The organism is Fertoeibacter niger (genome assembly GCF_009380135.2).
Classification (GTDB): domain Bacteria; phylum Pseudomonadota; class Alphaproteobacteria; order Rhodobacterales; family Rhodobacteraceae; genus Fertoeibacter; species Fertoeibacter niger.
The window spans coordinates 212362-233992 of the sequence record NZ_WHUT02000001.1; the positions used below are offsets into that span (position 1 = coordinate 212362).

Genomic DNA, 21631 nt, shown 5'->3' on the forward strand with positions numbered 1-21631 from the left:
CAAGTGCGGACTGTTCTTTTGGCCGATATTCTGGCGGTGGCACGGGTGCTGCTGGCGGTGGCCCCTGCTGCGCGGGTGGTTGTGCTTCAGCGCATGCTTTTCCGCGCCCATGCCGCGCATAGGGTCTCAAAGCGGCTGGGCCGCGCGCATGGTGACTGGGGGTCGGGCAGCCTGGGAGACCTGGCCGCCCGGCAGCCCCAGCGGCGGGAACCGTTCGCATCAGACCCTGACTATCTGGCGGTGCTGGAATTGGTGATCGGGGCGCTGCGGAGGCGAGGCAGTCACCGAAAGGTGAGGTCTGATGCCGGGGCTGTTGGTGGCGAAAAGCCTGTGCTAGATTCAAGGCCTCAAACGGAGGAACGGTGATGCCCGAAATCAAACCGCGCGTGTCCACAGTTGACCCGGTCTGGCAGCGGATCTGTGACGAGGCTGTCGATGCGATCCGCGCCGAGCCGCTGATGGGTGGGTTGATACATTCCGGGCTGCTGCATCACGCGACGATGGAACGGGCGCTGGCCTATCGGTTTTCGCTGAAACTCGCCTCGGGCGAGATGAGCGAGCAGATCCTGCGCGAGATTGCGGACGAGGCCTATGCCAGCGACCCCGATCTGGGGCAGGCGGCGCGGGCCGATGTGATGGCGGTGTTTGAGCGTGATCCGGCCTGCCACAGGTTCTTGCAGCCGGTGCTGTTCTTCAAGGGCTATCAGGCGGTGCAGGCGTATCGCGTGGGGCATTGGCTGTGGCAGACCGGGCGGCGCGATCTGGCCTATTTCGTGCAGATGCGGGTGTCGGAGGTGTATGGCGTGGACATTCATCCGGCGGCGCGGGTGGGGCGCGGGCTGATGATCGATCATGCGCATTCCATCGTGATCGGCGAGACGGCGGTGGTGGGTGACAATGTGTCGATGCTGCATTCCGTCACGCTGGGCGGCACGGGGAAAGAGGATGGCGACCGCCACCCCAAGATCGGCAATGGCGTGCTGATCGGGGCAGGGGCCAAGGTGCTGGGCAATATCACCATCGGCCATTGCAGCCGCATCGCGGCGGGGTCCGTTGTGTTGCAGGATGTGCCGCCGTGCAAGACGGTTGCCGGTGTGCCCGCGCGCGTTGTGGGCGAGGCGGGCTGCGCGCAGCCCTCGGTCAGCATGGATCAGGTGATTTCCAGCGCGGTGTAACGCGTGCGTCAGTTCTTCGGGGCCGGCTGAAAGCAAGAGTATCGAGGCAAAAGGCCCGGAGCATGCTCCGGGCCTTTGTCGTCAGATGCCGCAACCAGTGGTGTCAGGCCAGCATGGCCATCGGGTTTTCCAGATTTTCGATGATCGCCTTGAGGAATTCCGCCCCCAGCGCGCCGTCGATCACGCGGTGATCGACCGAAAGCGTCATCGACATGACAGTGGCCACTGCCAGAGTGCCATCCTTGGCAACCACCGGTTTTTTCACCCCGGCGCCCACGGCAAGGATCGAGCCATGGGGCGGGTTGATCACGGCGTCGAAATTGTCGATGCCGAACATCCCGAGGTTGGAAATGGCAAAACTGCCGCCCTGGTATTCATGCGGGGCCAGCTTCTTGGTCTTGGCCCGGCCCGCCAGATCCTTCATCTCGGCAGACAGGGCCGAAAGCGATTTCTGGTGCGCGTCGCGCAGCACGGGGGTGAAAAGCCCGCCCTCGATGGCCACGGCCACGGCCACATCGGACGGTTTGATCCGCAGGATGCGGTCGCCCGCCCAGACGGCATTGGCGGCGGGAACAGCTTGAAGCGCCAGGGCACAGGCCTTGATGATGAAGTCGTTCACGCTGAGCTTGATGCCGCGCGATTCCACCTGCTTGTTCAGCGTTTCGCGGAATTTCAGCAGGGCGTCGAGTTGCACGTCACGCCGCAGGTAGAAATGCGGGATGGTCTGCTTGGCTTCGGTCAAGCGGGCGGCGATGGTCTTGCGCATGCCGTCGAGGGTGATTTCCTCGAAGCTGCGGTCGGCGAACATCTTTTTCACCGTTTCAGCCGACATGCCCGTGGGCATGGCTGTCGCAACAGGGGCAGGCGCAGCGGCGGGTGCTGCTGCCGGGGCGGCCACGACGGCTGCCGCAGTGACAGGTTTTGCGCCTTCGACATCGGCCTTGACGATACGGCCATGCGGGCCCGAGCCTTTGATCAGGCTCAGGTCAAGGCCTTTGTCTGCGGCGATCCGCCGCGCCAGCGGCGACGCTATGACGCGAGACCCGGCAGGTTTTGCTGCCGGTGAGGCCGCGACGGCAGCAGCGGGTGCCACTGTTTCAGCTTTGGGCGCGGCGGCGGCTGGCGCAGTGGCGGCGGGGGCAGGCGCGGCATCGGCGCTTTCGCCTTCTTCCACCATCACGGCGATGGGTGTGTTTACTTTCACCCCCGACGTGCCTTCTGCGATCAAGAGCTTGCCGACGATCCCTTCATCGACGGCCTCGAACTCCATCGTCGCCTTGTCGGTTTCGATCTCGGCCAGGATCTGGCCGGATTTCACCGTGTCGCCCTCTTTCACCAGCCATTTCGCCAGCGTGCCTTCCTCCATCGTGGGGGAGAGCGCGGGCATCAGGATTTGCGTAGCCATGGCGGTCCTCCTTACCGGTAGCAGACGGATTTGACGGCTTCGACCACTTCGGCAGTCGTCACCAGGGCCAACTTTTCAAGGTTGGCGGCATAGGGCATCGGCACGTCCTTGCCCGTCAGGTTGATGACCGGCGCATCGAGATAGTCGAAGGCTTTCATCATGATGGTGGCCGAGATGTGGTTGCCGATGGAGCCTACCGGCCAGCCTTCCTCGACCGTCACGCAGCGGTTGGTCTTTTGCACCGATGCCAGCACCGTATCGTAATCAATCGGGCGCAGGGTGCGCAGGTCGATCACCTCGGCGCTGATGCCATCGGCGGCGAGTTTGTCTGCCGCTTCAAGCGCATAGGTCATGCCGATGCCGAAGGACACGATGGTTACATCGGTGCCTTCGCGCCAGATGCGGGCCTTGCCGAAGGGGATGGTGAAATCATCCAGCACCGGAACCTCGAACGATTTGCCATAGAGGATTTCGTTTTCAAGGAAGATGACCGGGTTCGGGTCGCGGATCGCCTGTTTCAAAAGGCCTTTGGCATCGGATGCCGAATAGGGCATCACCACTTTCAGGCCCGGGATCTGGGCATACCAGGCGGCGTAGTCCTGGCTGTGCTGGGCACCCACGCGGGCGGCGGCGCCGTTCGGGCCGCGGAACACGATGGGGCAGCCCATCTGGCCGCCCGACATATACAGCGTCTTTGCGGCCGAGTTCAGCAGATGGTCAATCGCCTGCATGGCAAAGTTGAAGGTCATGAATTCGACGATCGGGTTCAGGCCAGCCATGGCCGAACCAACAGCGATACCGGCAAAGCCATGTTCGGTGATGGGGGTATCGACCACCCGCTTGGGGCCGAACTCATCCAGCAGGCCCTGCGAGATTTTATAGGCCCCCTGATATTCGCCCACTTCCTCGCCCATCAGATACACGCGGTCATTGCCGCGCATTTCCTCGGCCATCGCCTCGCGCAGCGCCTCACGCATGGTCATCGTCTTCATCGCCGTGCCCTCGGGCCAGTCGGGCGAGCGGGAAACCTTGACCTCGACCGGGCCAGCCGCCGCAGCCGTGGCAATGGCGGGTGCCGCAGACGCAGGAGCCGCGGTGGGCGCCGCTGCCGCTGCCGGGGCAGGTGCCACATCGGCGCTTTCGCCCTCGCCGATCAGCACGGCGATGGGGGTGTTGACCTTGACCCCTGCCGTGCCCTCGGCGACCAGCAGCTTGCCGATCACCCCCTCATCCACCGCCTCGAATTCCATCGTGGCCTTGTCGGTCTCGATCTCGGCGAGGATTTGGCCGGACTTGACCGTTTCGCCTTCCTTCACCAGCCACTTGGCCAGCGTGCCCTCTTCCATCGTGGGTGAGAGCGCGGGCATCAGTATTTCGGTTGCCATGGTCGATCTCCCCTCAGGCGTAAATGTCGGTCCAGAGCTCGCTCAGCGCGGGCTCGGGGCTTTCCTTGGCGAATTCCGCACTTTCGTTCACAATCGCCTTGATGTCCTTGTCGATGGCCTTCAGGTCGTCATCTGTGGCATGGCCGCCCTGCAGCAGCAGGTCGCGCACATGTTCGATGGCGTCCTTTTCGTCGCGCATCTTCTGCACCTCTTCGCGGGTGCGGTATTTCGCGGGGTCCGACATCGAATGGCCGCGGTAGCGGTAGGTGTTCATTTCCAGAATGTAGGGGCCTTCGCCCGCACGGCAGAAGGCCACGGCCTTTTCGCCCGCAGCCTTCACCGCCAGCACATCCATGCCGTCCACGGCCTCGCCCTTGATGCCATAGGCGGCGCCACGCTCCCACAGGCTGGGCGACTTGGTGGAGCGTTTCACCGATGTGCCCATGGCATACTGGTTGTTTTCAATGACGAAAATCACGGGCAGGTTCCACAGTTCGGCCATGTTGTAGGTCTCATAGACCTGGCCCTGGTTGGCCGCGCCATCGCCGAAATAGGTGAAGGTCACATTGTCATTGCCCATGTATTTGTCGGCAAAGGCAAGACCGGCGCCCAACGGCACCTGCGCGCCCACGATGCCATGGCCGCCGTAGAAATGCTTTTCCTTGGAAAACATGTGCATCGAGCCGCCTTTGCCGCGCGAATAGCCGCCTTCGCGGCCGGTCAGCTCGGCCATCACGCCCTTGGGGTCCATCCCGCAGGCCAGCATGTGACCGTGATCGCGGTAAGAGGTGATGCGCTTGTCGCCTTCCTTGGCCGCGGCCTCAAGGCCCACGACCACGGCTTCCTGCCCGATGTAAAGGTGGCAGAAGCCGCCGATCAGACCCATCCCGTAAAGTTGGCCCGCCTTCTCCTCGAATCGGCGGATCAGCAGCATCTCCCGGTAGTAATGCAGCAATTCATCTTTCGAGATGTTTGATTTCTCGGGCGATTTCCTGGTGGCCATCGCGGCGTCCTCCCATCGCGGAACAAGTAGTTTAGTATTAAACCACCTTTACCCAACTGCGATGTGCAAAACAAGCGGCTATAGCGACAGCCAACCTTGGCGTCTTGGGCAGGAAAAAGGGGTATGTTTGGTAGGCCCGGAGGGACGGATCGCGAATTCATTTAAGGCCATGATATAAAACAGTTATATTTACTTCATGTGTCACGTTGTATCGCGCTCTGTAGCACATTTAGGGGCACTTCTGTGTGGTGGGTTTGTCACTAGCAATAATCATCGAACACATCGCCACCCTCCCACGGTAAACCTTGAGCCAGCGCGAATGCCTTTTCGGCTCCGTCGCGCATGAAGAATGTCCCCTGGCTCTCATGCACATATTGACCATCTTCGAATGTTATCTGCGCCATCGACCACGGCTTGATGGCATCATCCCCGTGCTCGCCGAGAAGGTAGATAGCATTTCCACCAACTGCGATTGCAGCATCTCCCACCTTAGTTTCTCCCCATGGTGAAATGACTGCTACTGCTCCTTTCTTCAAACGCCCGAAGTATGTCGTCAGAGGTGCGATATCCTTCGTATCCGGGCAAAGTGGGAAAACTGCTGGCACCTGCCAGTTTCGTTGCACTGCACCTGGAGTCTTTGAGGCCACCAACTGTGGGATCGGTTTTTCAACTGGCGCGTTTCCACGTTCGAATATCCATTCACCCAGTCTACCACCCCTTGATGCCTTGTCGGCTCTGGCCCAGGCCAGCATGCGCTCACGGCTGTAATCGGCTTCTGCGGGTGAGACTGTGCGCATCCATTCAAAATCTGCTGTCAGTGACCCGTTCTTTGGATTTCGTGGGTCTGCGAGGAAGTCCTCTATGCTCCCGTAAAGGTTCTCGATACGCTTTGCCGTAATGGGGTTGAGAAGAATGTTCTCAAGTCGAGTGACCCATCGAAGGTTTTCAGATCGGTTGTTGCGGCGGTTCGTGTCGATGTGATCGACAACATAGCTCTTGGTTGGCGGCCCGCCGTGGAAAGCTGTGGCGACGATTCGGTGAACCTTGTGACCTGAGATCGCCATGTAGCCGTCGTGACTGCTAGGAGTGCCAAAGGTCCAAACATCGTCAAGTGGTCGCTTCCGTTGCCCAGGACGGGAGCAACGACTGATAGCGCCGTTGTCTCGGACAAGAAAGTTCTCGTCACGATAGCTGCATGCCACTTCGGCATTGAAGCTATCCACATCGTCGATCCTAATCACCAGTTCGTCTTTCGTCTTTCCTTGAATGTGCCGCGCGGATGGAGCGCCTCCCTCATACGCAGCTTGATCAATTTCATTTTGGGCTTCGTGATTCATGATTTAGTGGACTGTTTGATGAGGAGCGAAATCAGCCCCTGGTATTTCTCAACATCGAGCGGTTCCGATGGTGGGCTAGTGCGGCCCCGCGTTTCCTGCCGCAGAATTTCCACAACAGCTTCGCCTACGACATCGGGGGGTGGCTTGGCGTCCAGTCGTTGGACTTCGGCTTCCACCATGGCGACGACCTCGCCGATCCGCCTGTAAAGTGCTGCCGTGGATTGGGTGGTTGCCGTGACGCCCTTGAACAAAACCAGCGGGTCAACGTCATAAACAGCAGCGAGGACGAACAGCCGTTCCGCCGTGATGGTTTCAGCCTTGTTTTCCATCCGCCACACCTGAACCCTGCTCACGCCAAGCTTTTCAGCCGCTTCGCTGACGGTGAGCCCAGCACGTTCCCGTGCATCCTTGATCCGTTCGTAGAGGTGTTCCACAGCTTCGCCTGAACATGGTGACGTTTCACGGTATGAAACGATTTTGTGGATTCTGCAACAAACATGAAGGTTACCTATGGCGAATCATCGTGTTTCACGGTAGGTAACGCTGCCATGATGCTCAAGGATTACCTCAACCAGCACGACCTCAGCTTGAAAGGCTTTGCCGATCAGTGCGGACTAAGTGCGCCGACGATCCTACGGGCCCGGGATGGGATCACCATGCCGTCCAGACGCACGTTAAAAGCCATCGTATCCGCGACCAAAGGAGCGGTCACCATCCAAGACCTCATTCGTGTTGAAACGAAAGGCTACGATGGGTGACGGGGGCGAGATTGATGATCGGGGCCGCTTTCTTGGCCATCCCAAGCGCATGCGAGCCAACATCGTCGTGCCGCGTCGGAAGCTTCTGCTGCGCATTTTCGATGCGACCGGTGCCCCCGTGATCTCGAACGACCTACCGGCCTTTATCCCCCGGTATGCGTCAAAACTGATAAGGATTCCGCATGACCGAGCCGTTGCCGTCTCCAGCACAGCCGAACCCGCAACCTCCGGCGACGGCAGGCGATATCGTCGGCGGGTTGATTTTCCTGGGCATCATCGGAGCGGTGGTGTTTGTCGCATTCCTGTTCGTCGTGAACTGGTTCAGCGATAGTGCCGACGGCTTCGGCGAGTGCAAGACTCGAACCCGTGAGATGTTGCTCGATCCCGGATCAGCACGCTTCGGCGCTCCCCGTAAAGCCGCTGCTGTCGATGATGATCGGGTGGTGCGGTTCCGGTATTCGGTTTCCGCGACCAATGGTTTCGGGGGGCGGATCGAGCGTCAGTTCATCTGCATGGTCGATGACAGCGGTCCGGTTCGGAAGGTGTCAGTATACTGAGTTCATTCCGAATGTAGATTGTTCTGGAGGGTTCTGACATGCGTTTGACGGGCAGCAGATCATGCGGCGAATGGTTCGGGCCACTGAGATGCATTGTCCAAAGCATGACTGCTGCGGTGATGCTCACGCTGGCGGCACCGCTAGCTTCCCACCATGCATACGCCGAGGACCGGGATTTTCCCGTATCGGCGACGATCCAGTTCGATGCAGCACGGTCCATGCGACTAGGAGAAGGATGCCCCCACCCCGCAACGGCATCAGCGAAGCGCAAGGCTGGGACACACATCTTCACCCTCCATGGCGGCGACGTGGGGCGGTGTCCGGGGGATGGGGAGGAAAACTACGGGTCACCGTTCCGCGAACGAGTGATGATCCATGCTATCTACTACCCCAAACGCGGAAATTGGTATCGGTTCAGTGCTCTTGTCCGGTTCGACCCCGAAACCCGGAGTTCCGACAGCACTGTGCTCTTCCAGGTGCATCAGAACCGGACACCCGAATGCCGCTGCTACCCGGTCATCATGATCTACATGATGGCCGATGGCACCCTTGAAGCCGAGACCTCATCCTACTCCGAGACCAGCTATCGCAGGCGAAAACTGGCAGGATGGACCCGTCAGGATTTCGAAAAGGGATGGGTTGAGGTCGCATTAGACGTGAGCACCGTCGAAGGCGTCCAGACGGCTAGGGTGTTTCTGGGCGGCAAACTTGTCTATGCCGAACCATCCCTCGTCTATGAAGCTGGTGCAACCCGCCCCCAGGTCGGCCTGTATCGACCAGGACCACGAAAAGGGAAGAACCCGACTGACCGGGTGTTCATCAAAGATATGCGTGCCGCCGAGTTCCGATAGACTCACAACCAAGCATCGGTCCTCCTGGAGTTCGAGACTTGTCAGCCGACGCCGGTCTGGCTCAAAATCTCTCGATGGAAGTCGTTCCGCCAGAGATACTTGGCACATTCGGAGGCCAAGATCGGCTCTGTCCGAACGGGTGCCTTCTCTTGTTTCATCATGGCTTTGTCTCTTGGCCGCGTTGCAACTGTTCGAGATGAGCGGGCAGTTCCAAGTCAAGCCCTGCCTCACCCGGGTGTTTCCCGGTCAGGTAGTCAACCCAGTTCAGGTGATCGGCCAAAGCGGCTGTAACAATTCCACCGAGCGATAGACCGTATCTCCGGATGTGTAACCGCACCCGATCAATGACGTCCTGATCAACATTCCGAACTGTAATGCGTGTTGTGTTCATGCTTCCGGCTCCGCTTATGGCAATCGTATTTATGCCTGATAACTATCATTGGCAGTCAATCTTCGTGAATCTGCCAGAATACACATGCGTTTCGTGTATCACCGCCACACCGAGACGGAATGGCTGCCAAAGATCGGCAAGGTGAAATGACATGTTTCAGTAGGTCCTGAAATATGCCCGATGGATGCCAGCCGGGTCGCACTCCCTGCCACGCAATCCTACACCGTTGCCGATTCCTCGGGAAGGCTGGAGTAGAGCGTAACGGGCCACCAGATCATTTCGTAATGTTGTTTAGTCGAGCCATAGGGAGGTAATGAACCCTTCATTCTTGATCAGAACCATTGGACGTCTTCAAGCGGTTTCGCATCGCGATGATGTTGGACGCACCCGATTTGATATGGTTCGCCAGATTCGAATCGATTGAAGGAATACTGCTCTCTTCACGAGCATAATACCGGACACCGTTGATGGTCTTTGGAACCCAGCCAAACTTCATCATGACATCCTTCACTCGACGTGTAGGCGCTCCATTGGAAGCGAAGTTGATCCCAATACGCTCACATACGGTTGCGAGGGTCGTGCGATCTACAACACCACGAAGGAAAGCCCGTATGGACTGCTCCAGTGGGTCTTCAACTGTGTAGATGTTACAGCGGTCTTCCATCAGCCTAGCTTGCTCAGAAGAGAGGCGATTGGTTTCACCAGCGCGAACCGCCGCAAGAGCTTCGGCAAAGAGTTGCTCCCGGATAGCAGTCACACCCTCAAAATCGATCTGATCAACTTCAACTGGCATCCACCTGGAATGACCGGTGGGATCGTTCAGAACCTCGATTTCATTGGTCGTCAAAACCAAGCACACCCGACGGGGAACACGTGTCTCATCGTTGGAGTATTTCGGAGTGAACTTGTCGATGCGGGTTGACAAGAATCCTTTGATCTGGTCCCGGTCTGCCCTTCCGATACCGACGCCCTCAGCGATCTCGATCAACCATTTGCCGCGAAGCTGGTTTCCGATGGTCACTTCATTCGAGATATCTCGAATTCTGTTGTCGTGCCAGTCATCATTTCCGGCCAGGATTCTGCATAGACCGGATTTACCAATGTCCTGTTTTCCCAGGAGGATGAGACTTCGCTTGCAGTCGATGCCGGGGAACATAGCCCGTTCGATCATTCCGATAAGAAACTTCCGACCAGCAATACGATTCACTTCTTCATCATCAGCACCGGCATAGTCGATCAGCCATGAATCCAACCGGGCGACACCATCGTGGGCGGGCAGGCCCTCAACATACATTTGCAATGTGTCAACCTGGTTCTCCCATCTAATGAGATCAAGAGCATCATCCACGAATTTTCGAGGGACGTTCTTCATATGAACATTCCCCAACAGGTAATACCAGACACGAGTGGTATCCGTATGTTTCCATACAATTGGCTCAATAGCCGCACCATCGATGTCACGCAAGCGCACAGCCTCTTGGGTGAAATTATCGTAGCCGATCATACCCATCAGGGCAGGACACGTAGTGAGAGCCCGGTGACAGTTGTCGGCACTCGGAGCGGGATAGTCCCCACGCTTCTCCAATGCATGCCACCATGACTCGTCGATGACGATAGCTTCTGGTTCAACGATTGGGGCCTTATACTTGGATAGAGCAGACTCGGCCATCTCATCATCCAGTATGACCGAGAGAGTCAGAACAAAGTCCTCGACCTTGTAGTTTCGCAGTTGATGGCCACGCTTGAACATAGTTTCTGGCGTTTCACCCCGTTGAATACGCTCGACAAGCCACATCAAGACGTCCAAGTCCAACCGAGGTTTACAAGTTGTGTTGGCGATTAATTCGGCATTGGATAAGTCAAGTTGGTCAATGTCCACGACAACTCGTTGAGGCAGATCAGCCTCAATCTCGGCAGTATCATCATCACTGATTGGTTCGAACTCTGGCCTATTCGCGACAGGAGCAGGCATAGGTTCGGACTTACGGACGAGCAGAGGGTTGACAATAGTCCGATCCAACAGGGTGGTGGGCTTGGGCATTGCCACAGGGGCAGAAACATCGACCGCCATAATGGCGGCTCTCATGGATGCGAGTGATAGACGATTTGCAGGCATAGCGATATTCTCCGGTTATCCCTGGTGGAGGGATTGTGTTTCTTGGAGAGTCGCCCTAAATACAGATTGTGAAACTTTGGATTTAAGGTTGTCTCTCGTGGGCAGTCTTGGGGGGTCACTATGGTAAACCCGTGTGACCCCCGTTCTTCAAGGTTTAACTTCTGGACGTAGGGCTTTCAGTTCAGAAACGAGGTTCAGGATCAGTTCTCGTTCCTCCGGGAGCAGCCAGACCTTCGCTAGTCTGTATCCCTGAGACTTCTTCTGTTTGGTCCATTCAGCAACACGTTCTGATGCAAGGCTCTTTGATTTACCAAGGTTGCAGGTATCAATTATGTTGGGTGGCATTGGCTAGGTCCTTTCTTGTCTCTGGTATTTAGGTAAGACCTACGGAAAGGGAATAGCGATTCTTCTGGATTGGCAGATTTTCTCCCTGAACCTTCATGGCCCCCCGAGAAACCGCCCTCAGTGCCTAATTGAGTGCGTAACTGGGCGTGCAATCGACAGACACCTATCTTGTTGAATTTTTTATAATAATACGATTCCCTGGAAGATTCTTTGCGCGGGTGCGCAACTTTTCGTCAGAAAGTATTCGATAGAAATATTCTAGACGGCATCGATGCGAGCGATGGCATCGTGCGTTGTGATGTGGTTTAGTTCAATCGTGTAGTTTCATCAGTGAGTTGAGCTATTAAGCACCTAGATCATGTTTTGTGAAAGAATATCAGTAGCTTACAGGGGTGCGCAATCGGGTGAATAACTGACGCAACGGACTGTTTTCTCAATTTAATCAATAGGTTGATTGGGTGGACAACGGATATGATCGACAAGGCTCGCCCGCCATCGCATTGAGCCAGCACGGCAGTTCGATGGAGTTCGAAGTTCGTTAATGACGAACGAAACGAAAGTTGGTGAAATCAACCATGGTGCTTCATATTTCCATAGTTGCCGACCAGGCGTTTGCGTCGTGCATGACCGGCACCGCCGTTGGGGCAGTTCCAAACTACTGGAGTTCGTGTTGGGCGATGCGACGTTTCCGGTATCGATTGTCCCATTTGAGTATACTCGTGCAGGACAGCCACATCTGGCCGAAAAGTGTCCGAAATAACTTCACGAATCATTTATCGGACGGTATGCAGATACGGGACAGTCAATTCGGACGCTGGAGGGGATATGGGGGAACTCATCGGATACGCTCGGGTGTCATCCCGATCCCAATCGCTCCACGTGCAGGTGGCGGCGTTGCTCGGTGCAGGGGTCAGCCAAGAACACCTTTACGCCGAGAAGGTGTCCGGTCGATCCACTGAGGGGCGTGCCGCGTTGGAGGACTTGCTCTGCCGGGGCATCCGTCGGAACGACACACTTGTCTGCACCCGTTTGGATCGTCTGGCCCGTTCTACCCGCGACCTCCTCCAGATCGCCAAGACGCTGGAAGACAAGGGTGTGAACCTCCGAGTCATCGATCAACCCATCGACACGTCAACAGCCGCCGGTAAGCTATTTTTCACGATCCTGGGAGCCTATGCCGAGTTTGAGGCTTCCATAAGGGCAGATCGGCAAAAAAGTGGGATCGATGCCGTGAAAGGCCGACCGGACAGTCCGTTCAAAGGGCGTCCGGCATCGATCAATGGAAATCGCATCATGGAATTGCACGCCGCAGGGGTCTCGCCCACCCGTATCGCACGAGACCTCAAGGTCGCGCGCTCCTCTGTGTATCGGTATTTAGCTGGGGTGGCATCGAACGGCTGATGTTCATACCCGTCGGTCGGCAATCCGCATCCGTGCTGATCGAGCGATGGCCGAGGCGGTGTTGACGAAATTGGCGATGTGACCCTGGATCAGGTGACGGGATAAGCTCACTTCCCCAATCCGGTCCGATTTACAAACAAGGTCTCAACATGTTCCCAGTGGGTGATCAGCGGGGCCAGTGCCAAGTGCAAGATCATCCAGACCCCATAGACCATGTTATGGTCCCAGAATTCTCCAGCAGGAATCTTCCCATGTGCCACTTGGTTCCGAAGCCCAGGGCCGCCCGCGAATAGAAACAGAAGGTCTATCTCATGGGCGTATCGTGGAGGAAGAATCTCATCAATTTTTGATCTCCAGGCTCCGTTTGGGTTCAATAGAATGGACAATGAAGCTTCGGTCTGGATTCCAAAATCATCCGTTACGGACGTCTCGATTCCCTTCAAGAGTAGCAGGTGCCGCAACGAGTTCTCCAACTGCGGCATTAGAACACTCGCGGCTTCGATATCTTCTCCAGCCAAAAAATGAAACATCCCCCGCGCAAAAATATGCACATGGCCTGGTGGTATGAAGGGACTATTCTCCAGCACCGCAATGAGTTCATCCATCGACACTGGGTGCTCGTCGGCAATGGTCCTTCTAATTGGGTTTATTGCGCCCGCAACTGCAAGTTGACGCGCAATGTTCCGGTGGAAGCACATCATGTATCTGGTGTGGTGTTCACTCTCCTCGGGTGTTCCGCCCGAACCTGGAGACCTGAATACGACATGACCTTGGTAGTCGTAGACCTGCATAGGCATCATGCCTTGCAAGGGGTGGCTGCTGATGTGTTCTACCGCAGTCTTTCGAATGACTGCTGGCGTGGGCGGCTTGTCACATTTTGCCAGAGCTAGAATCGCCTTCGGCAACGAATGCCCACGAACGGTGGCCAATGCGTGCTCTACTATTTCCGTTAAGTCGATTTCATGGGAGAACTCTCCCATTTCCTCACGAATGGTCGGTTGGATCGCACGGAGCTTGGCCTCCAATTCGGCTCGACGCGCACCAGTCCCACGAATTCCTCGGAGAGAGGTGATGGCGTCATGAAGAAATGATGACTGCAACATTGCCGACCCAACCGACTGATCGGACTTTTGAACCAAACACTCAGCGGCTGATGTGTTGCAACGGTCGGATTCAGTTTGGTTCCGTTGGATACGGTGGGCACGGGCCGCAATCTTCCATAAGTCCATCCTCTGATCAGGTTGTTCGGCCAGGGATAGGTGGTTTGCCAGTTGCTCTGCCGATTGTGCTATCTGGTCCACAGCAGAAATCTTGTGGTCAAGGTCGAGATGGGCGATCCGACAGAAGTCACCCGGTTGAACCCTGTCGTATGCGGCTTGCACCAACGATCCGACCAAAGACCTAAGGTTGTCGGATGACGCCAATGACCATTTGGTTGCATGAGAGATTGAAGCGGCTCTGACGAGGAGCATTACCGATTGCATACTCCATGGGGACTCGTTCCCATGCGCTTGAGTAGCAGTCCCGTCGCGAACAGATATCACGCATTCACAGTAGGATTGGATAGCTAGTTCGGCCATATCCATCCGCCGACGCTGCAAAAACCACACCACATCAGCGATGCGGGCGCGCAATCCAAGGTTCATTACACTGGGCGCAACTTGCCAAAGTTCGGTGATCTGTTCGACCATCATGTCGGTCGGGACCAGGGACCGACGGTCCCCGAAAACCATCTTGGGCCTAAACGGCTCAGTTCGATTGTCCGGATCGAAATGATAGTTGGTCAGTGCGGCGAGCAAGGCGAAGGCAGGTCTATCATCTGGCCCAGCCACAGCATGCATCTCATTGAGACATTGATTGATGTCAAAGCATGCGACTGACCCAACTTCATTCAACAAAGCGTTGAACCCACAATCCAGTATCGCCTGAGCCGGAACTATGAAGTCTACACCAGCATTTATCGTTCTTGTTGGTTCTACTTTAGCTGGTTCCGACTGGTCGTCAGGTTGTCTCAATGTTCTTTGTCCTTCGGTGGCACTGGGTCGTTTCCTGGAGCGATGGTGTCTTTGCTGCGGATGCGTCCATCGACACCTTTAGTTGTCAACTCACCGCCCCCCTGGTTGGTCAACATCGCCCGTGCTGCCGCCTCTGCCGCCTTCTGGGTGCCATGAACGCTTGATGCCTTCGATGCGTCGTTTCTCTTGTTGGCCCAAGAGCCGTCATCACGTCGGTATACCATCCTGTCTCGGTCCTTGCTCATCTATCGTCCTTTCCGTCTAGAATCGGTCACGCAAGGCTTGATAACGCAAAAAAACTGTGAGATAAACCGGTTAACGCCGCCTTGAGGTAGAATGTGACCGACCCAATCCGCCAGATCATCGAAGCTATCCCCCGAGAGTTCTTTCGGTCCCTGACTGAGAACATGGATGCTGCGTTCGTCCGTGCTGACACGATGGCCAAGAAAAGTTTTTCCGAGCCGGAACGTGTAGCCATGAGCGGCCAGCTTCGTCACGCATTCTGTGAGGATGCGGTGCGGAACGCGGCTTCTGCCGGTGGAATCCATGCAGTGGCGGGCTTCACTGAGCCCGCTGGGGCGAGATTCAGTTTCGTCTCATATCGCGGGATCAACTTGATCAGAAGCAACATCCAGAGCCACTGCGGGACGCCCCGTCCATCTCGGTTTCGTCGGCAATTTGCTGCCATGAACGCCTGGTTGCGGCCCGTGCAGACTGATTTGTTCAAGGCCGTGCAGCCGCCTCCGTCCGACAAGCTGTGCGGTATCATTGTTGCGACCATCAACCGCCACGGAGATCAGTCGCTACCTGCTTTCGTCGGTCTCGGAGTCCCGTTTCCTGACCTCTCAGGCTGGCTTGCATTCGAGCCGATCCATCAGGTAATGGCCCGCTATCAAGGTTTCGACGCAGAGCAAGATGTCGGGTTTGGCCCGGTTGTAACTGTTGCCGACAAGGCGGTTCCGAGACTGAAACGCAAGAACGATAAGTCCGAACGATAATCGGACTTACGACAGGGGGGCTCTATGCGTATCGGTATACCAGAATTCTCTGGCCAACGGCTCGTGGAAGCGAGGAATGCCCGAGGTATGACCCAAGTTGGGCTAGCGGACCTGATCAACCGGACGAGTTCGAGCGTCTCTCGGTGGGAGGGTGGGGATCAATCCCCAGAGTTAGATGCAGTTGAGGCCCTATCATCGGCACTGAACGTGCCGGTGTCTTTCTTTATGCAGCCGCTTCGGCAGCACGGAAATCGGCCACTGTTCTTCCGCTCCATGGCAAGCACTACCTTGACAGTCAGACGCCGCACGGAATCCAGGCTTCGTTGGGCCCAAAACATTTCACTAGTGCTCCAGGAATGGCTCGACTTCCCGTCAGTAGATTTGCCCCACCTGAACGTGAGCGACTATCGGAGTATTGGAGATCAAGACATAGAGCGCGTTGCGGCGGACTGTCGTGCAGCATGGGGCCTTGGACAGGGACCGATCTCTGATGTTCTGCTGGCCATGGAGAACGCTGGTGTCGTCGCAGTTAAGGAGGCGACAGGGACTGTGACCATGGACGGGTTGTCCAACTGGTCCGATGAAGATCAACGCCCCTACGTGCTGATCGCCCAGGACAAAGATACCTGCGTTCGATCCCGCATGGATGCCGCTCATGAACTGGGTCATCTTGTTTTGCATCGGCACATTTCCTCGCAGGAGTTGAACTCTAAGTCGGACTTCAAGGAGATCGAACGCCAGGCTTTCCTTTTCGCTAGCGCGTTCCTGATGCCTTCGGAATCTTTCCCGTCGGAGGTCTGGTCTCCGTCACTGAACACTTTTCTGGCCCTAAAAGAACGCTGGAGGGTTTCGATTGCCGCCATGATCATGCGGTGTTCAAAGCTTGATATGATCGGTGACGAATACCAGCAGCGGCTGTGGAAGCATTACAACAGCCGTGGGTGGAGACGCGACGAACCTCTGGATGACGTGCTTGTGCCGGAGGAACCCAGGTTGCTGAATAGATCGATCCGGCTCGTCATCGACGAGGGTGTAGTCACCCATAGCGATCTTCTTGCTCAGATTGCACTGCGTGGATCGGACGTGGAAAGCCTGTGTGGTCTACCGCGAGGTTTCCTATCTGGTGAGCAAGCAGAGGTGATCAAGTTGCCGACCCTCAAGAAGGACCTGCCCATTGACGGCGGTGGAGCGGCCATAGTTCAGTTTCCAAAAAAACACTGAGCGTCTTAATGACAGTGTTGAGGGGAACGAATTCGGGCCGAGGCGACCAAGCATTGGATCAAACTACGAACTGCTAACGCCAACGATCCCATGCGGGCCCAACTTAGATTCGTTTGACAGTTCCGTCAGAATCGACCCTGACTGCGGGCTGGGCCAACTTTAGTAAGTTGTTTGCTGGTCGATGACGCCTGATCCGTTCGTCACTATCGCTGGTAGCCAACAGTGAGAAGTCCAAACTGGCCTCGTCCGCCAATACTCCAAACCCCTCTCCGGAAGCAATGCCTCCACGCTCTGAGAGGACAGCACGGTTATGGAGCTTTCGATCCTCCTCCCATTCATATAGCTCAACCATGCAACCGTTGGGAATAACACCGTCCAGCCATCTGCGGGCATCCCGTTCAACAATTTCTATTGGCGGTCGCGAAGAGTGAGTCCGAAAATGCAACTCGATCTTTACATTGGTGCGACCCGCTGATGTCATCACAGAGAACATTTCTCTCAGCGGCCCGGTGTAGTCGGCTCCATGGTTACGAAGGTCAATGAACGGGTCGATGATAACGATGTCCTTGGAAGCAACAAGAAACAGCCGCAGGTCTTGTGCTATGCCCTTGGCACTCCTCGGAGCGGCCCATGAGACATCCGCCGAAAATAGAGGGTGCTGCTCGTCCAGATCATCGATCAACAATACGACATCCAAGCCGTTTGGGTTTTCACTAGTGATGATGGCTCTGAACGGATTCTCGTGATGTTGGCTCAAAACGTTCGGTAGCCAACTTCCCAAATCGGGGCGGTATTTACGATTGTTCCGGACAAGTGCATACCGCTCTGCCCTGGAAAGCTTCTCAGTAACCCTCTGGAGTTGGATGGTCTTCATATCCGAAGCCTTCGCTGTATCGAACACTTCACGGCACCACGAGCCTGGGAACCACGAAATCAGCCGCCCTTTGTCAAACCCGAACTTCTCGATCAGATAGCGGAAATTCTCCCAACTTGCCCCAACTGTCTTAGGATCGACCGCATACTCATAGAGCATCAAAAAAGCTCCTCAGCACGTTCTTCGAAGAAACCGTGAGGCCAGCGATCCTGGAAGTCGCCATCGTTGTCGACACGCATTGCACGGAACACCACTTCATCTTCGCGGCTCTCAACGTAAATCACTGCAATATCCGTGGGCTTGATCCCGATCACCCCTGGGGGAAGCTCACCGGTGTCAGTCTCCCGAACCCGTCGCAGCAACCTCAGCATAATGTGTTCACTGTGGGTTTCGACCAGAAGTGTTCTAGAAGTGCCGACAGTTCCGTTGCCAGACTGAATGGCCTCGATGAACAGATCGCCCATCCCGACCTGAATCGCCGGGTGGATGTGCAACTCCGGTTGCTCGACTGACAGAATGCCACGTCTGTCCTGCAAGCATCCAACGATCACAGGTATCATCTGGGATATCCCCACCCCGATATCGGACGGAGCCACCATAATGTTCTTTACGAAGTCGCGTAGTGCGATGTCGGTTCGAGTGGCCAACTTCGCGTAGAGTTCCTGTAGCTCAGGGATATCGTCCTCGGTCAAACTGCGGTCAAAAATCTGGCTAAAGCGGCTCGGCATAGGGATTTCCCGCTGCTTAATTCGAACGACTTCATATGTCGTCCCCAGACGCTCTTTGCCGCCCAGCCAATTGTTTACCGCATCTGTTAGGTCTCCACGGTTGTCCGTGTATAACAGGTCCCACGCCGCCATTCCGTGAGCCCATCGGGCTTCGTCTGGTGACAGCCTGGGCCTAAACCCACGGGCCGGGATATCCCGTAGCGGGCCGATATAAGTCATCGTGTTCAGGTAATCGCGTGTCAATCGAAGTGGTCCGATGATGACCTCATCCAGCAACGCAGCCAAGCCCCTTACCCGTGGCGTTTTCCTTTCAAGCTCGGACTTCTCCGCATCCGGATCGCGAAGGTCACTCACAAGGCTCCGATCAAGGGATGGCAGTGCCCCGAAAACCGTCTCAACGCCGATACGATACTTCTCTACCGGGATATCGCCAGCCCTCGCCATCTCACGGGACAATTCAGCAATCTGATCGGCCAACGGGTGGTCTGAGAGCCCCTCATCATCGTCAGAAATCTCGTCTGCATCGCGACTACGACGGAACAATGGGTGGTCAAAGTTGAATCCAGATAACACCGCCCGACCTGCCTGGGCCGGTGAAGAAATGGTGGCGATTTCGGCATCGTCTATTTCTATGGTGATGGATGATACAAACGGGCCACCATGGAGGTCGCTCCATTCGACTGACAACTCAACGCCCACCGCCTGAACAACAGCATAGTCTTTGAGGTCGGTGTTCTCTCCAACCAGGTATCGGATCGGGAGGTCAGCAAACTCCGAAGCATTCAACGATGCGCCAGAGTTTAGCGGTAAGCGTTCATCGCCGGTTCCGTCGATGTCGTCCATCACCAACTTGATCGTCATGGTTCTGCTCAGGTCGTGGCCGTGGATCAGATTGGCAAAGCCGCCGAGATCAATCAGTCCACCAGCGATGGTCTGGTCGGGGTCAGGGTTCCCACGAGCTAACACTTCCCGGACGTAGTGCAGCGATTGTAAGATCGTGCTCTTACCAGCAGAGTTGGGACCGAACAGTAAGGTAATCGGTGCCAGTTCGATCACTTGCTTGGTGCCGATCCCTTTAAAATTCGTGATCTCAAGGCGACTCAAGCGCATGGGAATGTCCGATCCATTTTTCTGCTGTTCGTCATTTCATCGTCCTGCCTGGTCATCATTTCAGACCCTTTGCCTTGCCAGGTGCCCCGAGGATTCGCGGCATCGCTGAAATGCACAGGCTCTGAAAAGCCCACTCCATCGCTTTGACGTCACCAGTGAAGAACTCACCGCCCTGGGATCGGAATGATTTGTCAAACTGCGCCTTGAGAAGGTCTTCCAGAGCATGCGCTGTCTGTCCGTCCGGGAACTTCTGGCTGTTCGCCAAAGTCCATTTGGATACAGATCGTTCGGGGAACCCGGCGTTGATTTCTGACAAACGACGAACCGGATCGTTGGATCGTCCGACCTTCACCAGTGCTTGACCAACGTGATCGCCCGACCGACCCAAGAGGAAGTCAGCACCCCCGGTAAACAACATCATGTAAAGGTGGTTGTCACCGTCGATCAATTCGCTCGACCGCTCACCGAACACTGGAGGTATGCCTCTTGAGGGCGACAGGACTTGATCCAACGTGCCAGAGGCCAAGTCCGGTGTGTCAATCGGCTCCTCACCGTAGACGTTCACTTGCTTGACATGGTGGCTCAACGCCCTGCGCTGTTCCTCGGGCTCCAAGAGCTTCCCCCGAAGTGTGCGGTCAAAGCGATGAACCCCCAGATATGAGTTCGGAGCAATCGTCTTGACGTGAACCCGGTTCGTTATTCTCCAGGCCCGCCGCACCTTGATGCCAAAAGTCCACCGTTCTTCGAGGCCGTGATTGATCCTGCGCGCAATCGCGTCCGGGCTCATTCGGTCTTGGTCAACGCACGTTTCCAGCGAGATTTCTAGGAAACCCAGAGCTTGCCGTTGCAAGTCCTTTTGGGTGAGGCTGTCCACAGCCCCGTAGATCAGAACCAGATCACCGTCACGCATCTTTCCCAGCATGGTGGTGCGGTTAGGTTCATGTGTGAAACCATAATACCCCTCCTCTTCCGGACCGAAGCCATAGAATGCACGCAGCCATATCTGCCGATCTTTGAACTCGTCCTGGTTCATCACGGCCTACGCATCATCATAGCTGCGTTCCATCAGCGGCTTGGCCTTCTCCAGGTCAGCCATCGACCGGATGGTCACCTCCAGGTCCCCGGTGCCGAAGTGACCGATCTTCCGAACATCGCGGGTGAAACCGGCAACCAGGTCCACCGTGTCGGGATCGACTTTCAGATACAGCACCACCTTCCTCTCGGTGTTTTTGATTTCCACGCAGCAGAAGTTCTTGATCCGCTTGAAAGCGAAGTAGAACTGCAAGACCTTGTGCTGCACATCGTCTCCCAGGCCCAGCAGATGGTCCCGCACAGCCTCGTAGAGGTCCGTCAGGGCAGCATCGGCTTTTTCCAGGTGTTCGGTGACCGTTGTGTATTTCGGCTTCCCAGCGGGCGTTTTTGGCGGAGTAGGGCCCGCCACGCCGGTGGCCGGTGCTACCGCAACGTTGATCTGTTCGAGCAGCACATGATCTTCACCGAATTTCACATACCGGATCAGGTCGATGTTCCGGTTCATCTGCTTGATGGCGTGGGCATCGAACTTGCTGAAATCCCCGGCGATGCAGATCAGCCTGGGGCTGGACCATTCCACCGCCTGCGCCGCTTCGACCCCAAGCGTTTTCAACACCAACATTTCGAAGTCACCGCGATGGGTGACGAGCCAATCCAGGTAGAACAAACCCTGATTGATGACGTTCATGTTGGTCGAACGCTTGTATTCGATGATCACCGGACACTTGTTCTCATCCAGCCCCAGCGTATCCAACCGGCCACCATGTTCGGGTCCGGTCGGAAATTCTGATGCGAGGAAGGTGACGCCCAGGAAAGTTGACAGGTTCTGCTCGATCAGGGTCTGGAGCGATTTTTCCAAGGCCAGGCCGGTGCCCTGCACTTCGACTGCCTTGGTTCCGTTAATTCTGAACAGTTTCAAATCACTCATC

22 protein-coding genes and 1 pseudogene are annotated in these 21631 nt (G+C 56.2%); 9 read left to right on the forward strand and 14 right to left on the reverse strand.

Annotated elements, in window-relative coordinates; translation table 11 throughout:
• The first annotated feature begins 3 nt into the window (after positions 1 to 3).
• The gene (locus tag GEU84_RS21545; protein ID WP_478284389.1) at positions 4 to 366 is read left to right on the forward strand and encodes a DUF7742 family protein; all 363 of its coding nucleotides are present in this window, start codon (positions 4 to 6) and stop codon (positions 364 to 366) included.
• Positions 366 to 1175 (forward strand): serine O-acetyltransferase, encoded by an 810-nt coding sequence (gene cysE / locus GEU84_RS01125; protein WP_152823666.1) that lies wholly within the window; start codon positions 366 to 368, stop codon positions 1173 to 1175. The genes GEU84_RS21545 and cysE overlap by 1 nt, the downstream gene beginning before the upstream one ends.
• A 103-nt stretch (positions 1176 to 1278) precedes the next feature.
• Here the strand turns inward: cysE and GEU84_RS01130 are convergent, their stop codons facing one another.
• The 5 genes from GEU84_RS01130 to GEU84_RS01150 form a co-directional block, all read right to left on the reverse strand.
• Entirely contained in the window at positions 1279 to 2580 is a 1302-nt protein-coding gene (locus GEU84_RS01130; protein ID WP_152823667.1) for a pyruvate dehydrogenase complex dihydrolipoamide acetyltransferase, read from the reverse strand.
• Positions 2581 to 2591: 11 nt separating this feature from the next.
• On the reverse strand, positions 2592 to 3965 hold the full coding sequence (locus GEU84_RS01135) for a pyruvate dehydrogenase complex E1 component subunit beta (protein ID WP_152823668.1): 1374 nt from the start codon (positions 3963 to 3965) through the stop codon (positions 2592 to 2594).
• A gap of 13 nt (positions 3966 to 3978) precedes the next feature.
• Positions 3979 to 4968 carry a pyruvate dehydrogenase (acetyl-transferring) E1 component subunit alpha gene (gene pdhA, locus GEU84_RS01140; protein WP_152823669.1) on the reverse strand — a complete coding sequence of 330 codons (990 nt, stop codon included), beginning with the start codon at positions 4966 to 4968 and terminating at the stop codon, positions 3979 to 3981.
• A 260-nt stretch (positions 4969 to 5228) separates the two neighbouring features.
• Complete coding sequence (locus GEU84_RS01145) at positions 5229 to 6305, reverse strand: HNH endonuclease signature motif containing protein (protein ID WP_152823670.1); 1077 nt, start codon at positions 6303 to 6305, stop codon at positions 5229 to 5231.
• On the reverse strand, positions 6302 to 6739 hold the full coding sequence (locus tag GEU84_RS01150) for a helix-turn-helix domain-containing protein (protein ID WP_152823671.1): 438 nt from the start codon (positions 6737 to 6739) through the stop codon (positions 6302 to 6304). Before GEU84_RS01150 ends, GEU84_RS01145 begins: the two co-directional genes overlap by 4 nt.
• Before the next feature lie 63 nt (positions 6740 to 6802).
• Between GEU84_RS01150 and GEU84_RS01155 the strand changes: the two genes are divergently transcribed.
• The 3 genes from GEU84_RS01155 (at position 6803) to GEU84_RS01165 (ending at position 8471) form a co-directional block, all read left to right on the forward strand.
• The gene (locus GEU84_RS01155) at positions 6803 to 7063 is read left to right on the forward strand and encodes a helix-turn-helix domain-containing protein (RefSeq protein ID WP_152823672.1); all 261 of its coding nucleotides are present in this window, start codon (positions 6803 to 6805) and stop codon (positions 7061 to 7063) included.
• A gap of 182 nt (positions 7064 to 7245) precedes the next feature.
• Positions 7246 to 7620 carry a hypothetical protein gene (locus GEU84_RS01160; RefSeq protein WP_152823673.1) on the forward strand — a complete coding sequence of 125 codons (375 nt, stop codon included), beginning with the start codon at positions 7246 to 7248 and terminating at the stop codon, positions 7618 to 7620.
• A gap of 368 nt (positions 7621 to 7988) precedes the next feature.
• Positions 7989 to 8471, forward strand: a complete 483-nt coding sequence (locus GEU84_RS01165) for a polysaccharide lyase family protein (protein ID WP_152823674.1) — start codon at positions 7989 to 7991, stop codon at positions 8469 to 8471.
• Positions 8472 to 8628: 157 nt separating this feature from the next.
• Here the strand turns inward: GEU84_RS01165 and GEU84_RS01170 are convergent, their stop codons facing one another.
• From GEU84_RS01170 to GEU84_RS01180, 3 genes are all read right to left on the reverse strand, one after another.
• Entirely contained in the window at positions 8629 to 8862 is a 234-nt protein-coding gene (locus tag GEU84_RS01170) for a hypothetical protein (protein WP_152823675.1), read from the reverse strand.
• A gap of 322 nt (positions 8863 to 9184) precedes the next feature.
• Complete coding sequence (locus GEU84_RS01175; protein WP_174539249.1) at positions 9185 to 10948, reverse strand: VapE domain-containing protein; 1764 nt, start codon at positions 10946 to 10948, stop codon at positions 9185 to 9187.
• 177 nt (positions 10949 to 11125) lie between these two features.
• Positions 11126 to 11323, reverse strand: a complete 198-nt coding sequence (locus tag GEU84_RS01180; protein ID WP_174539250.1) for a hypothetical protein — start codon at positions 11321 to 11323, stop codon at positions 11126 to 11128.
• 825 nt (positions 11324 to 12148) lie between these two features.
• Between GEU84_RS01180 and GEU84_RS01185 the strand changes: the two genes are divergently transcribed.
• Positions 12149 to 12724: a recombinase family protein gene (locus GEU84_RS01185; protein ID WP_152823677.1), complete on the forward strand. Its 576-nt coding sequence runs from the start codon at positions 12149 to 12151 to the stop codon at positions 12722 to 12724.
• Between the two features lie 107 nt (positions 12725 to 12831).
• Here the strand turns inward: GEU84_RS01185 and GEU84_RS01190 are convergent, their stop codons facing one another.
• Positions 12832 to 14739 (reverse strand): DUF4209 domain-containing protein, encoded by a 1908-nt coding sequence (locus GEU84_RS01190; protein WP_152823678.1) that lies wholly within the window; start codon positions 14737 to 14739, stop codon positions 12832 to 12834.
• Entirely contained in the window at positions 14736 to 14984 is a 249-nt protein-coding gene (locus GEU84_RS01195; protein WP_152823679.1) for a DUF2188 domain-containing protein, read from the reverse strand. The genes GEU84_RS01190 and GEU84_RS01195 overlap by 4 nt, the downstream gene beginning before the upstream one ends.
• Positions 14985 to 15077: 93 nt before the next feature.
• Here GEU84_RS01195 and GEU84_RS01200 point away from each other — a divergent pair, with 93 nt between their 5' ends.
• The 3 genes and pseudogenes from GEU84_RS01200 (at position 15078) to GEU84_RS21000 (ending at position 16958) form a co-directional block, all read left to right on the forward strand.
• Entirely contained in the window at positions 15078 to 15737 is a 660-nt protein-coding gene (locus tag GEU84_RS01200; RefSeq protein WP_152823680.1) for a hypothetical protein, read from the forward strand.
• Positions 15738 to 15761: 24 nt separating this feature from the next.
• Positions 15762 to 15947 (forward strand): annotated as a pseudogene (locus GEU84_RS21515) (helix-turn-helix domain-containing protein); the annotation flags it as partial.
• Positions 15948 to 16133: 186 nt separating this feature from the next.
• On the forward strand, positions 16134 to 16958 hold the full coding sequence (locus tag GEU84_RS21000) for an ImmA/IrrE family metallo-endopeptidase (RefSeq protein WP_338144735.1): 825 nt from the start codon (positions 16134 to 16136) through the stop codon (positions 16956 to 16958).
• Positions 16959 to 17061: 103 nt separating this feature from the next.
• On the opposite strand, the gene GEU84_RS01210 is transcribed toward GEU84_RS21000, so the two are convergent.
• The 4 genes from GEU84_RS01210 to GEU84_RS01225 are packed head-to-tail and all read right to left on the reverse strand — an operon-like array spanning position 17062 to position 21630.
• Positions 17062 to 17991: a hypothetical protein gene (locus GEU84_RS01210; RefSeq protein ID WP_152823682.1), complete on the reverse strand. Its 930-nt coding sequence runs from the start codon at positions 17989 to 17991 to the stop codon at positions 17062 to 17064.
• Positions 17991 to 19670 carry an AAA family ATPase gene (locus GEU84_RS01215; RefSeq protein ID WP_152823683.1) on the reverse strand — a complete coding sequence of 560 codons (1680 nt, stop codon included), beginning with the start codon at positions 19668 to 19670 and terminating at the stop codon, positions 17991 to 17993. Before GEU84_RS01215 ends, GEU84_RS01210 begins: the two co-directional genes overlap by 1 nt.
• A 55-nt stretch (positions 19671 to 19725) precedes the next feature.
• On the reverse strand, positions 19726 to 20703 hold the full coding sequence (locus GEU84_RS01220) for a GIY-YIG nuclease family protein (RefSeq protein WP_152823684.1): 978 nt from the start codon (positions 20701 to 20703) through the stop codon (positions 19726 to 19728).
• 6 nt (positions 20704 to 20709) lie between these two features.
• A complete protein-coding gene (locus GEU84_RS01225) occupies positions 20710 to 21630 on the reverse strand; it encodes a DUF5655 domain-containing protein (RefSeq protein WP_152823685.1) in 921 nt (306 codons plus the stop codon).
• Position 21631 lies beyond the last annotated feature (1 nt).

What these genes read in the sequence shown, in the direction of transcription:
- GEU84_RS01215 (WP_152823683.1), bottom strand. Translation starts at nt 19,670, where the DNA reads ATGCGCTTGAGTCGCCTTGAGATCACGAATTTTAAAGGGATCGGCACC.
- GEU84_RS01185 (WP_152823677.1), top strand. Translation starts at nt 12,149, where the DNA reads ATGGGGGAACTCATCGGATACGCTCGGGTGTCATCCCGATCCCAATCG.
- GEU84_RS01170 (WP_152823675.1), bottom strand. Translation starts at nt 8,862, where the DNA reads ATGAACACAACACGCATTACAGTTCGGAATGTTGATCAGGACGTCATT.
- GEU84_RS01195 (WP_152823679.1), bottom strand. Translation starts at nt 14,984, where the DNA reads ATGAGCAAGGACCGAGACAGGATGGTATACCGACGTGATGACGGCTCT.
- GEU84_RS01160 (WP_152823673.1), top strand. Translation starts at nt 7,246, where the DNA reads ATGACCGAGCCGTTGCCGTCTCCAGCACAGCCGAACCCGCAACCTCCG.
- GEU84_RS01175 (WP_174539249.1), bottom strand. Translation starts at nt 10,948, where the DNA reads ATGAGAGCCGCCATTATGGCGGTCGATGTTTCTGCCCCTGTGGCAATG.
- GEU84_RS01220 (WP_152823684.1), bottom strand. Translation starts at nt 20,703, where the DNA reads ATGAACCAGGACGAGTTCAAAGATCGGCAGATATGGCTGCGTGCATTC.
- GEU84_RS01180 (WP_174539250.1), bottom strand. Translation starts at nt 11,323, where the DNA reads ATGCCACCCAACATAATTGATACCTGCAACCTTGGTAAATCAAAGAGC.
- GEU84_RS01165 (WP_152823674.1), top strand. Translation starts at nt 7,989, where the DNA reads ATGATCCATGCTATCTACTACCCCAAACGCGGAAATTGGTATCGGTTC.
- GEU84_RS01225 (WP_152823685.1), bottom strand. Translation starts at nt 21,630, where the DNA reads ATGAGTGATTTGAAACTGTTCAGAATTAACGGAACCAAGGCAGTCGAA.
- GEU84_RS01145 (WP_152823670.1), bottom strand. Translation starts at nt 6,305, where the DNA reads ATGAATCACGAAGCCCAAAATGAAATTGATCAAGCTGCGTATGAGGGA.
- GEU84_RS01135 (WP_152823668.1), bottom strand. Translation starts at nt 3,965, where the DNA reads ATGGCAACCGAAATACTGATGCCCGCGCTCTCACCCACGATGGAAGAG.
- GEU84_RS01130 (WP_152823667.1), bottom strand. Translation starts at nt 2,580, where the DNA reads ATGGCTACGCAAATCCTGATGCCCGCGCTCTCCCCCACGATGGAGGAA.
- GEU84_RS01210 (WP_152823682.1), bottom strand. Translation starts at nt 17,991, where the DNA reads ATGCTCTATGAGTATGCGGTCGATCCTAAGACAGTTGGGGCAAGTTGG.
- pdhA (WP_152823669.1), bottom strand. Translation starts at nt 4,968, where the DNA reads ATGGCCACCAGGAAATCGCCCGAGAAATCAAACATCTCGAAAGATGAA.
- GEU84_RS01155 (WP_152823672.1), top strand. Translation starts at nt 6,803, where the DNA reads ATGAAGGTTACCTATGGCGAATCATCGTGTTTCACGGTAGGTAACGCT.
- cysE (WP_152823666.1), top strand. Translation starts at nt 366, where the DNA reads ATGCCCGAAATCAAACCGCGCGTGTCCACAGTTGACCCGGTCTGGCAG.